At 36.8% G+C, this 11,855-nt stretch carries 10 protein-coding genes and 5 tRNA genes; all 15 read right to left on the bottom strand.

The window, feature by feature from the left end:
• Nucleotides 1–2 precede the first annotated feature (2 nt).
• Nucleotides 3–701, bottom strand: a complete 699-nt coding sequence (gene rplA / locus FHT21_RS02935; RefSeq protein ID WP_025143259.1) for a 50S ribosomal protein L1 — start codon at nt 699–701, stop codon at nt 3–5.
• A 20-nt stretch (nt 702–721) separates the two neighbouring features.
• Nucleotides 722–1,165, bottom strand: coding sequence for a 50S ribosomal protein L11 (gene rplK / locus FHT21_RS02930; RefSeq protein ID WP_010601094.1), 444 nt, complete (start codon nt 1,163–1,165; stop codon nt 722–724).
• 369 nt (nt 1,166–1,534) lie between these two features.
• Entirely contained in the window at nt 1,535–2,074 is a 540-nt protein-coding gene (gene nusG, locus FHT21_RS02925) for a transcription termination/antitermination protein NusG (protein ID WP_025143263.1), read from the bottom strand.
• A 9-nt stretch (nt 2,075–2,083) separates the two neighbouring features.
• A complete protein-coding gene (gene secE, locus FHT21_RS02920; RefSeq protein ID WP_029279332.1) occupies nt 2,084–2,281 on the bottom strand; it encodes a preprotein translocase subunit SecE in 198 nt (65 codons plus the stop codon).
• A 109-nt stretch (nt 2,282–2,390) separates the two neighbouring features.
• Nucleotides 2,391–2,461, bottom strand: a tRNA-Trp gene (locus FHT21_RS02915).
• 85 nt (nt 2,462–2,546) lie between these two features.
• A complete protein-coding gene (tuf, locus tag FHT21_RS02910) occupies nt 2,547–3,734 on the bottom strand; it encodes an elongation factor Tu (protein WP_086545150.1) in 1,188 nt (395 codons plus the stop codon).
• A 120-nt stretch (nt 3,735–3,854) separates the two neighbouring features.
• Nucleotides 3,855–3,926: transfer RNA gene (locus FHT21_RS02905), tRNA-Thr, on the bottom strand.
• An 81-nt stretch (nt 3,927–4,007) separates the two neighbouring features.
• Nucleotides 4,008–4,083 (bottom strand) — tRNA-Gly (locus FHT21_RS02900).
• An 81-nt stretch (nt 4,084–4,164) separates the two neighbouring features.
• Nucleotides 4,165–4,247, bottom strand: a tRNA-Tyr gene (locus FHT21_RS02895).
• Between the two features lie 39 nt (nt 4,248–4,286).
• Nucleotides 4,287–4,359: transfer RNA gene (locus FHT21_RS02890), tRNA-Thr, on the bottom strand.
• 618 nt (nt 4,360–4,977) lie between these two features.
• A complete protein-coding gene (gene raiA / locus FHT21_RS02885; protein WP_025143266.1) occupies nt 4,978–5,325 on the bottom strand; it encodes a ribosome-associated translation inhibitor RaiA in 348 nt (115 codons plus the stop codon).
• 14 nt (nt 5,326–5,339) lie between these two features.
• Nucleotides 5,340–6,221 carry a tyrosine-type recombinase/integrase gene (locus FHT21_RS02880; RefSeq protein ID WP_167293276.1) on the bottom strand — a complete coding sequence of 294 codons (882 nt, stop codon included), beginning with the start codon at nt 6,219–6,221 and terminating at the stop codon, nt 5,340–5,342.
• Nucleotides 6,222–6,378: 157 nt separating this feature from the next.
• A complete protein-coding gene (gene rpsU / locus FHT21_RS02875) occupies nt 6,379–6,573 on the bottom strand; it encodes a 30S ribosomal protein S21 (RefSeq protein WP_086549247.1) in 195 nt (64 codons plus the stop codon).
• A 265-nt stretch (nt 6,574–6,838) separates the two neighbouring features.
• Nucleotides 6,839–8,290, bottom strand: a complete 1,452-nt coding sequence (locus tag FHT21_RS02870; protein ID WP_167293275.1) for a RagB/SusD family nutrient uptake outer membrane protein — start codon at nt 8,288–8,290, stop codon at nt 6,839–6,841.
• 17 nt (nt 8,291–8,307) lie between these two features.
• On the bottom strand, nt 8,308–11,481 hold the full coding sequence (locus FHT21_RS02865) for a SusC/RagA family TonB-linked outer membrane protein (protein ID WP_167293274.1): 3,174 nt from the start codon (nt 11,479–11,481) through the stop codon (nt 8,308–8,310).
• Between the last annotated feature and the right edge of the window lie 374 nt (nt 11,482–11,855).

Raw genomic sequence — 11,855 nt, 5'->3', positions numbered from 1 at the left:
GATTAGATCCCCGCTACTGATTTTGTTTCAATTGCAATCCCAGGACTCATTGTAGAAGACACGTGAATGCTCTTAAAATAAGTTCCTTTTGCAGCAGATGGTTTTAATTTAGAAATTACTTGAATAATCTCAAGTGCATTCTCATAAATTTTATCTGCTGGGAATGATACTTTTCCTATCGAGGCGTGTATGATACCCGTTTTGTCTACTTTAAAATCAATTTTACCTGCTTTAACTTCTGTTACAGCTTTACCAACTTCGTTAGTTACTGTTCCAGATTTTGGATTAGGCATTAAGTTTCTTGGACCTAAAACACGGCCCAATTTACCTACCTTAGCCATACAAGCTGGTGTAGTGATAATAATGTCTACATCGGTCCAACCACCTTCAATTTTAGCTACATACTCGTCTAAACCTACGAAGTCTGCGCCAGCTGCTTTCGCTTCTTCTTCCTTATCAGGAGTTACTAAAGCTAAAACACGTACAGTTTTACCTGTTCCGTGTGGTAAAGTAGCAATACCACGTACCATTTGATTGGCTTTACGCGGATCTACCCCTAAAGATACATCAATATCAACTGAAGCATCGAATTTAGTAGTAGTGATTTCTTTTACCAAAGCAGCAGCATCCTTCAAAGTATAAGCTTTACCAGCTTCTATTTTAGCATGTGCCTTTTTTTGATTTTTAGTTAATTTCGCCACTGTTGTAAACTGTTTTTTAATTAATTGTTCCAGGGTGCGTCACCAGAAACGGTGATTCCCATACTGCGTGCTGTTCCAGCAACCATACTCATTGCTGATTCGATTGTAAATGCATTTAAATCAGGCATTTTATCCTCAGCAATAACTTTAATCTGGTCCCAGGTCACCGACCCAACTTTCTTACGGTTAGGCTCAGCAGAACCACTCTGTAATTTAGTAGCATCTTTTAACTGAATAGCTACCGGAGGGGTTTTGATGATGAAATCGAATGACTTATCAGCATAAACAGTAATTACAACTGGCAATACTTTACCTGCTTTATCTTGGGTACGAGCGTTGTACTGTTTGCAAAACTCCATGATATTCACCCCTTTAGCACCTAATGCAGGTCCTACTGGTGGCGATGGATTTGCCGCTCCGCCTTTGATCTGTAATTTGATCATTGCACTGACTTCTTTTGCCATTTTGTGTTTTTTGTTTATTTAAAACTCAATGTTAAATAGTGGAAGCATGTAACATTTAATTCCTTATAGCTCCTATAAAGCTTAAAGGACTGCAAAGATATGGATAATCTTACATTACTGCAATAGATACAGCGAAATATATTTTTAAATGTATAACATATTAGGAATATACCTGATATAACGGTTAAGAACAACCATTGTACCGACTATACAATTATAGGATATGCAATCTTTTCAATCTCAAATAAAGATAACTCCTTTGTTCTTACAGCTTAAAACTTAGGTTTTTGTAAGCAATTTAAAAAACCATTAAAAAGAAAAAACCGCAAAAAGTAAATCTTGCGGTCTTATTTTATTTTAAAAAATTTCTTATTCTTTTTCTACCTGCATGTAGTTAAGCTCAAGTGGTGTTTTACGACCGAAGATTTTAACCATTACTTTCAGTTTTTTCTTCTCTTCGTTTACCTCTTCGATAATACCTGAGAAACCATTGAAAGGTCCGTCCATCACTTTAATACCTTCGCCAACATAGTAAGGTACATTCATGGTCTCGCCCTGCTCACTCATTTCATCAACCACACCTAAAATACGGTTCACTTCTGCCTGGCGCATTGGGATAGGATTACCAGCTTTATCACCTAAGAAACCAATCACACTATTAATTCCTTTAATGATATGTTCTAATTCTCCATCTAATGTAGCTTCGATTAAAACATAACCTGGATAAAAGTTACGTTCTTTGGCGATTTTTTTACCATCTTTCATTTGGTAGTATTTTTCCATTGGTATTAAAACCTGCGGAACCAAATGAGAGAAACCTAAACGGCTGATCTCAGCATCAATATACTGCTTTACTTTCTTTTCTTTACCGCTAACAGCCCTTACAACGTACCACTTTAGATCGCTCATTAGTAAATATTAATTAGAAAGTGATTTATAAAAAGTATCTAACACAAATGTTGATCCTTTATCCATTGCAAAAATAACCAATGCAATAATTAAAGAAGCCACTAATACAAGAATTGCAGAACTTTGCAGTTCGCCCCAGGTAGGCCATGTAACCTTCTGGGTCATTTCATCGTACGATTCTTTTATAAACTCAACTACTTTAGCCATATTTAATTTATTGAATGACAGAATGACTAAATGAGTGAATGATAATATTCGAAAGCTAACTTTCAAATTCAATCATTCACTCATTCAATTACTCAACCACTGTTTTGAGCACGGGAACAAGGATTCGAACCCTGATCAAAGGTTTTGGAGACCTCTATTCTACCGTTGAACTATTCCCGTATTTAGAAAGCGAAGTGTTTAAGTGTACCCAAACACTTCGCTTTTCTTATTTTTTCTTAAGTCCCGGTAAACCGGGATTTAGGATTTATTTTAAAATTTCAGTTACCTGACCAGCACCTACTGTTCTACCACCTTCACGGATAGCGAAACGTAGACCTTTTTCCATTGCGATAGCGTTGATCAACTTTACAGTGATTGTAACGTTATCACCTGGCATTACCATCTCAGTACCTTCAGCTAGTGAAATCTCACCAGTAACGTCTGTTGTACGGAAATAGAATTGAGGACGGTATTTGTTGAAGAATGGTGTGTGACGACCACCTTCTGCTTTTGATAATACATAGATCTCAGCTTTGAAATCAGTGTGAGGAGTTACTGAACCTGGTTTACAGATTACCATACCACGACGGATATCAGTTTTCTCAATACCACGTAACAATAAACCTACGTTATCACCAGCTTCACCGTAATCTAAGATTTTACGGAACATCTCAACACCAGTTACTGTAGATTTTAAGTTCTCAGCACCCATACCTAAGATCTCAACTGGATCTCCAGAGTTGATTACACCACGCTCAATACGACCAGTAGCAACAGTACCACGACCAGTAATTGAGAATACGTCTTCAACAGGCATTAAGAATGGAAGATCAGTTAAACGTGGAGGAATTGGAATGTAGCTATCAACAGCATCCATTAATTCCATAATTTTACCAACCCATTTAGGATCGCCGTTTAATCCACCTAATGCAGAACCTTGGATTACAGGAATATCATCACCTGGGAATTCGTAGAATGATAATAATTCACGAACTTCCATTTCTACTAATTCTAATAATTCAGGATCATCAACCATATCCACTTTATTCATGAATACAACTAATGAAGGTACACCAACCTGACGAGCTAATAGGATGTGCTCGCGAGTTTGTGGCATTGGACCATCAGTAGCAGCAACAACGATAATTGCACCGTCCATCTGAGCAGCACCAGTAACCATGTTTTTCACGTAATCCGCGTGACCTGGACAGTCAACGTGCGCATAGTGACGGTTAGCTGTTGAATACTCAACGTGAGCTGTATTGATTGTAATACCTCTTTCTTTTTCCTCTGGAGCAGAGTCAATTGAATCGAATGAACGTGCCTCAGTTAAACCAGCATCAGCCAAAACTTTTGTAATAGCTGCTGTTAAAGTTGTTTTACCGTGATCGACGTGACCGATTGTACCGATGTTTAAGTGCGGTTTACTGCGGTCAAATTTTTCTTTTGCCATTTTATTTATAACTAATTAGTAGGTTAACTTTTTATTATTTTTTATTTATTGTTACTTCAACACAAAAAACCTTGTCTACTCTGCTTATTAAACAGATTTAACAAAGCTTTATTATACCTGAGCCAACTATGGGAATTGAACCCACGACCTCTTCCTTACCAAGGAAGTGCTCTACCGCTGAGCTAAGTCGGCTTTTTAGTTTCCAGTTCCAGCTTATTTAGTTTTAACTATGTTAAAACTGTTACCGATAACTGCCCACTTTCTAATTTTTATTGGAGCGGAAGACGAGGTTCGAACTCGCGACCTATAGCTTGGAAGGCTATCGCTCTACCAACTGAGCTACTTCCGCTTTTAAAAACCAGTGATTGATTGAATGAAAGAATGAGAGAATTATTCTATCATTAAAACATTTGGTCATTCATTTAAAGTGTGGGGAGAGAAGGATTCGAACCTTCGAAATCTTGCGATAACAGAGTTACAGTCTGTCCCATTTGGCCGCTCTGGAATCTCCCCATCTTTTACTTTAAAATGCTAACACTTTAAAATAAAAAGAGCCTCCTATCGGAATCGAACCAATGACCTACTGATTACAAGTCAGTTGCTCTACCAGCTGAGCTAAGGAGGCTTTAAATTTTGTGCAATGATACGAAAAATCTTCATTTTTCATACTATTAACGTGTTTTTTTAAAACTTTTATCTTTTTAAAGAACAAGCCTTTTCTTCTTGGCCTAACACCGTTTCCGAAAGGGAATGCAAATATACACACTTATATTTCACTTCAAAATAAATTTGAAAAAAATAATGAAGTTATTTTAGTTAGTGCTCATTATATGCCTGAAGAAGCTTAATAATCAATCGCTTAAAATTGAATATTTTTTTTCCTTTTTTTTCGGCTATTGTCCTCTTAAACGTGATTATAATGCGTAATCACAATAATCAACAACAAATAACGAACAAATTAATTTCAATAAAGTTGAAATTTAGGTAGCAAGACAGGCTTTCTTTATGAAGAATTGTTTAAAAAATTAGAATTAGTTGATAGCAACATGCACGAATAGCGCTCGGTTTTCTTTAATTATTTGAGAAAACTGATATAAAGAAATGCCGTAATCCCAACTGAAGCGTTAGCGAAACATCAAAAGTACGCTCGAGATGGCGACACCAAAGAACGTTATCATCAAAAACAAAAAGAGCGGCACATTTAACTGTACTGCTCTTTCGCTTATATAATTTTTGTGGCTTATTAATAGTCAGCGGCTTCGCTTTCACTTAAAATTGCTTTATGCTCACTTAATTTCGCACGTGTTTTATCTTTATGTTTCGTAATCTGCTTTCTTAACGATTCGATTGCCAGATCTGTGGCTTCTTCAAATGATTTACATTGTTCTTTAGCGAAGAGGGTACCTCCAGGTACAATGAGTTTAATCTCACTGATCTTATTGGCCTCGTCCTCTACATTCTCTAACTTTAAATACACTTCCCCGCTAATAATCTGGTCGAAAAACTGATCTAGCTTATTTGCTTTTTTTTGTATAAAATCTAACAACTTACTGTCTGCACTGAAGTGGATTGATTGAACTCCGATTTTCATTTTTCCTCCTTTTTTTATGCCTTTGGATGGGCTTGTTTATAAATTGTTTTTAATCTTTCGATCGAATTATGGGTGTAAACCTGGGTTGCCGCTAAACTGGCATGGCCCAAAAGTTCTTTAATTGCATTCAGATCTGCTCCTGCATTTAACAGGCTTGTTGCATAACTGTGCCGGAGCACGTGGGGACTTTTCTTCTCATTGCTTGATACGTGGTTTAGGTATGAGGTAACAATACGGTATATTAATTTTGGATATGCCGCTGCACCTGTATTGGTAACGATTAAGATAAGCAAATTGTTATTAAAGTTTTGCAACTTTTTTAGGTCAATATAGGTATTTACCTGATTGATAAGCTGTTTATTTACAGGAATAATTCTTTCTTTATTCCTTTTACCCAATACTTTTATCGTTCCTGAATAAATATCAATATCAGTATCTTTTAACTGCAGCAGTTCTGTTAAACGCATACCAGTTCCAAAAAGCAGTTCGATTACCAAATGATCTCGAACGGAAGGAAAACTTTCATCGAAATATTGCCCCGAATCTAATAAATGATCCATTTTTTGTGCATCGACAAAAACAGGCAGCCTTTTAGGGGTTTTTGGGGCTTTAATTAAAGCAGTGGGATTTTGATCAATATTTCCGGCTCTATGCAAAAATTTATAAAAGCTCCGCAAAGCTGAAAGTTTTCTATTAATGGTCTGTTCCGATATTTTTTCCTCCATCAGCTCAACCAGATAACTGCGCAGGTGGGTATGTTTTACCTCAAGAAAATCCAGTTCCGATCGCTTAACAAATTCTTCAAATTGATTTAAATCTGCTTGATAAGAAGTAACGGTATGCGGAGAATAGCGCTTCTCGTGAGTTAAATAGGTGATAAAACTTTTTAGCAACATTCAATAACGTTTTGCGGGGTATTGATATGAAGTTACAAATAGTTTTGATATAAAGAAATCATTAATTAATTGTTTATTGTAAAGTTTTTCATTTCTTTTTAAAACAAAAAAGTCCCAATCAAACGATTGGGACTTTAATATATTATATCTTAAACAACTATGCAGTTGTATCTTGATTCATATTCTGAATGTAAACAGCATGTTTAATTTCAGTACGGCGAGCAACGGATTTTTTCTCGTATGCTTGGCGACTACGTAGTTCTCTCAATACACCAGTTTTTTCAAACTTTTTCTTGAAACGTTTAAGGGCTTTATCTAATGATTCGCCGTCTTTAATGTTGATAATGATCATAACGCTGAAATACCTCCTCTCGTGGTTTTTAAATTTTCCCTTGTTATCGGGGCTGCAAATGTAAGCAAAATATTGAAAACTAGAAAGGTTTGGTTATTATTTTTAGATTTAATTGAGATTAAATAGTAGCATCTTTAAAAAATGACACTTACCCTTCTCTCCATTATTACAATAAAACAAAATTTAAGCACTCAAAAACAATAGCCAATAACATAAAGAGACAATCTTTGTTAGCAGATTATCTCTTTATGCGTGCATAAAAATATTAATTATCAGTCATGAGTTTATTGTACAACAACTCTGCTCCCGAGATTGGCCAAATATATTGTGTCGAAGTTGGAGGCACAGGATCAACATTGCTTTTACCAGGGATGGTTAAGCCTAAACGTAACAAATCAGGACTCCTAAAACCCTCGCCCAAAAATTCGATATTACGCTCTTTGAGGAAAGTATCAAACAAGGCTTGTGATGAACCAAAGCCTGCCACGGTAAAAACAGTTGTTGCATCCGATCTAGACCTTACAGCATTGAGCAAGGCAACAGCTCTTGCATCTACAGAATTTGTACTTCTTGCAATAGCCTCACCAAGATTAAGCAATACCTCAGAATAACGTATCACCGGAACATAATCTGCATATCCCGCGGCGGCAAGTGTGGGAAATTTAGACATATAAGGTAACCCTGCAGATATGGTAATAAAACTCCTTCTTTTATCTGCAGTTGTAAAAGTTGGATCTCCGATAATTCCACTTGGATTTAAAGAGTATAGTTTTACCCCAAAAAAATATGAGCCTAAAGCACTTTGTCCTCCGCCTACTTCAGTTCCACTTACAAAGGGCATCGACAAAATGGATTCGCTTGTGGTATATGGGGCTTTAAACACATTGGTAATATCATTTTGCAAAGAAAGCGGAACACCTGTTGTAGCTATAAAAGGGGCACCGGTGCTTACAATTTTATTTGCTTCAGTTATTACTTCGGCGTATTTCTGCATGGTAAGATATACCCTTGTTTTAAATGCAATTGCTGTATTTCGATGCGCTCTTGTTACATTAGTTACCGCAACGGTTCCGTAAGTTAAGGGCAGATCTGTTTCTGCTTCATTTAAATCTTTCAGAATCTGCGTATAAACCGTACCAACTGAACTTCTGGCCAGATCGTAATTCCCAGCTACCGAATTCCCTGTTAAACGCAATGGCAAACCCGGTTTTATTCCCAAACCATCATAATAAGGTCTGGCATAAAGCTGAAGTAAGCTATAATAAGATATGGCACGAATTAATTTAGCCTCTGCAATATAGTTTTTGGCTACTGCATCGCCAACTACCGAAGTTCCTTTTGCCGCCATCCCTTCAATAAACAAATTACATCTGTTTATCGTGTTGTAGGCAGAAGCCCAAAAATCAGTAACTTCTTGTGCACCATTTCCTAGTGTATAATTATAGGTTTGGTAAGCCGTTACTGAGTTGCTGCTTTGTGCAATAAAATTATCTGCCCTGAGTTCGTTATAAACCAGATAACGGCTTCCATAAAAGTCTCCCGCCCTTAAACCAGCGTACAAACCCAATACCTGGCCCTGAATTCTTCCTACAGTTGAAAACTGTGCATAATTGAGCGTTGCAACAGCAGTTTCTGACTCTGGCGTAAGAAATTCTTTCTTGCAGCTTGCAAACAAAACAATTGTTAAACAAGTGATATATATTAGTCTCCTTTTCATTTTTTTTAAATTATTTATTAGAACTTAACTGATAAACCTGCTGTAAACACTCTACCATTCCCTACTGAGTTTCTTTCTACCCCTTGGGCAGAGTTACCTGCAATTGAATTTCCATTTGAAGATACTTCTGGATCTGATCCGGGGTATTTCGTAAAAATCAAAAGATTATTTCCGCTCACGTATATCCTTACATTTGAAAGCCTTATTTTAGTCAAAAAGTCTTTTGGCAGTGTGTAGCCAAAACTGGCGCTCCTTAATTTAAGAAAATCGCCTTTAAAAACATTAACATCAATAGGGAATGATGAACCATTAGAAACGTTATCTCCATTGATGATTTTTGGAATATCAGTTTCCTGACCTGGTGCCGTCCATCTTCTTAACATATCTTCAGAGTTGTTCCAAAAACGCTGATCTCTTAAACCAGAGTTTGTTCCATAATAAATATAAAAGCCAAGTTGAAACGTAAAAGTAAGACCTAAATCAAACTGTTTGTAGCGAAATGTATTATCGAAACCTCCCGAAAATTTAGGTTGGGTATTGCGGTAAGCAATGCCGTCATTATTTAAGGAAATACCATTCTTGGCTTCTGTACCATCTTCATAAGAGTATCTGAATTGCCCAGTAGGAGCCACTTGTTGATAAAGCACTTTTTTTCCTGTAGATTTTTCAATAAAAATTCTTCTGCCTGTGGCTGCATCTACACCAGCTGTTTGGACAGCATAAATCATTCCCAAGGGCCCTCCAACCTTCGAAATACTTGCCGATTCTAATGTAGATGTGGCTTGTATAAATTGAGTTAGTCCCTCCGAAAGTGAAGTAATTTCATTTTTATTATATGATATGTTAAAGGAAGGAGACCAACTAAAGCTAGCGGAGCGAATGGCATCCCCGCTAACAGTAAACTCATATCCTTTATTATACATAGAGGCGATATTAAGCAGAGGTCTTGATGGTAAACCCGCGGATGGCACCTGAGGAACTTCGTAAATTAAGCCATCAAGTGAGTTCTTATAATAAGCTGCCTCAACAGTAATCCTATCGTTCAGAATACCAAAATTAAAGCCTAAATCAAGCTTTTTGCTCGATTCCCAGCCAATTTGGTCATTTCCTGTTTGGCTAGGCACTAAAGTTGGCGAACCGTTGTATAAACCTGTACTATAGAATGAATATGAAGCCAAGTTTCCTAAACCACTGGTATTACCTACCGTTCCGTATGAACCTCTAATCTTAAAACTTGAAAAAGCCTTATCTAAACCTGCTTTTGCCCAGAATTTCTCATTTGCTATTTCCCAACCCAATCCTATTCCATAAAAAACGCCTTTTTTATTGTCTGCTCCAAATGCAGAGTATTCGTCCTGGCGGACGTTTGCCGTTAGATAATATTTCTTATCATAATCGTAAGTTAACCCACTGAAAAAAGAAACAAGGTAATTTTCGCCCATGTTGGCAACATTTACCGATGGCGTAGCATACCCAGCGGCGAAAACATTAAATGCAGGATCTGATAGTGTTGTACGCGATGCGCCAAACCCCAAAGAAGTACTCCTTTGTTGCTCATTACCCAATAATAGGGAGACATTGTGTTTTTGAGCAAAGGTGCGGTTTGCCTGGACAGTATTTGTTAACACCCAGCGTTTGTTTTTATTCAGACTTTCGGCTGCTGAACCACCTGCAGCTGCCGAACCACCATTAATTGGATTAGCAAAAGAATCGTTATCAGAAAATATATAGTCGATTCCGTAGGTAGATTTGGCATTTAACCAAGGGGTAATATTTGCCTGCAAATAAATATTGCCTTGAATATGATTGATCTCATTATTCGAGCGGTCTAAATTAAGTACTGCCGCCGGATTATAAAACCCAACATCCGAACCCACATTTGCCCCCCTACCAATAGTTGTTGCGTTAAACACACTGTAACTTCCATCGTTATTATAGGGAGAAACATTGGGCGCCGTTACAATTGCCAACCTACCAAGCCCACCTGTTCCGAAAGCTTCTCCGGCCAAAGAACCAGTAGATGTGGCAGAGAGGTTTTCTTCATTCGAATAGGACAACTTACCACCAACAGCAAAAATCTTCCCTTCCCGATGATCAACCTTAAATAATCCAGCCTTTCTATTGTAGTTATTATTTGCCACAATACCTTCTTGTTTAGTATAACTACCAGACATGTAATAGTTTGTAAATTCATTACCACCCGAAATGCTCAAGGTATTGCTATTGGAATAACCTGTTCTATATACATAATCGTACCAATTGGTATTGATTACATTTCCTGAAGCGTCATTTGATAGTGCGAAATACTTCCTGTTTGCTAAAACAGGGTTCGTATTATCGAAAGTACCTGCATTTCTCAAACCTTCATTTTTAAGATCAGTGTATTGGTATGCATCTAATAATACGGGCAAGTTTCTTGGCTTGGTAGACCCAACCCAGGTATCGAAATTAACAACTGCCCTACCTGTCTTCCCTTTTTTAGTGGTGATTAGTATAACGCCGTTAGCTCCGCGACTACCATAAATAGCCGATGCAGCTGCATCTTTTAAAACCTCCAAACGCTCAATATCATTTGGATTTATACTCGACAGGGCATTACCTGGTGCACTAGAACCACTCAAATCTCCTGTGTAGGTGGCCACACCATCGATTACGATTAAAGGATAAGAACTCAATGATATTGAGTTTGTACCCCGGATACGGATAACCGGAGGATTATTTAGCACACCATTGGGTATGGTAATCTGAACACCGGCAGCCTTTCCGCCCAAAGCTTGGTCAAAACTTTGAACGGGTTTATTTTCGAGATCTTTACCCGAAATTGTGGAAATAGATCCGATATTATCTTTCTTCCTTAATGTAGCGTATCCAGTTACGATAACATCGGTTAAATCATTATTTTCTTCTTTCAGTGCAACGTTTAAAGTTGAACCAGTAATTGAAACGGTTTTGCTTGCAAAACCAATAAAACGAAAGGTAAGAGAAGCGGTGCTGTTGGGGATAGCAATACTATATACGCCATCACTGCCAGTTTGTGCTACAATTCTTGCACCAGGTACCACAACTGAAACGCCTGGGATAGGAAGGCCATCTTTTTCTGATGTAACTTTTCCGGTAATTTTTTTCTGTTGTGCCAATACAGAGAAACTCATCACCACGAGAAGGAACGAAACGAGTAATTTTTCTTTCATGCTTTTAGTTTTAGTTTATTGATTAGTTATTATTGAGGAAATTGCATTCAATTACAAAACCAACCTTATACAATCGATCAATAAGCTAAAAAAGCCACACACATTCAAGAAAAAACCCTTAGATCTGATTAAAAACAAAAAAAAATACCACCCATCTTACCGTGAATTAAAAAATTCACTTAATAAAATAGTGATATTTGGTTAAAAAAGTTTGTTTAGGTTATGATTTTTATAAAAAAACTAAAAAAACACAATAAAAAAGAATAAAAAATGTAATAATTTAATATACAAAACAAATAATTAATAAAAAAAAACAATTAAAATCTAAAAAAACTAGAAATTAAACACAAAAATCAAACTAAAAAAACTTTTAA

It is taken from the genome of Pedobacter sp. SG908, assembly GCF_011759615.1.
GTDB lineage: Bacteria > Bacteroidota > Bacteroidia > Sphingobacteriales > Sphingobacteriaceae > Pedobacter > Pedobacter riviphilus.
Note: the sequence above shows the minus strand (reverse complement) of the source record. Positions and strands in the feature narration are given on the sequence as shown.

Coding starts and splice junctions, on each gene's coding strand:
- FHT21_RS02880 (WP_167293276.1), bottom strand. CDS start 6,221: ATGTTGCTAAAAAGTTTTATCACCTATTTAACTCACGAGAAGCGCTAT.
- secE (WP_029279332.1), bottom strand. CDS start 2,281: ATGGCTAAAGTAGTTGAGTTTATAAAAGAATCGTACGATGAAATGACC.
- tuf (WP_086545150.1), bottom strand. CDS start 3,734: ATGGCAAAAGAAAAATTTGACCGCAGTAAACCGCACTTAAACATCGGT.
- raiA (WP_025143266.1), bottom strand. CDS start 5,325: ATGAAAATCGGAGTTCAATCAATCCACTTCAGTGCAGACAGTAAGTTG.
- FHT21_RS02865 (WP_167293274.1), bottom strand. CDS start 11,481: ATGAAAGAAAAATTACTCGTTTCGTTCCTTCTCGTGGTGATGAGTTTC.
- FHT21_RS02870 (WP_167293275.1), bottom strand. CDS start 8,290: ATGAAAAGGAGACTAATATATATCACTTGTTTAACAATTGTTTTGTTT.
- nusG (WP_025143263.1), bottom strand. CDS start 2,074: ATGAGCGATCTAAAGTGGTACGTTGTAAGGGCTGTTAGCGGTAAAGAA.
- rpsU (WP_086549247.1), bottom strand. CDS start 6,573: ATGATCATTATCAACATTAAAGACGGCGAATCATTAGATAAAGCCCTT.
- rplK (WP_010601094.1), bottom strand. CDS start 1,165: ATGGCAAAAGAAGTCAGTGCAATGATCAAATTACAGATCAAAGGCGGA.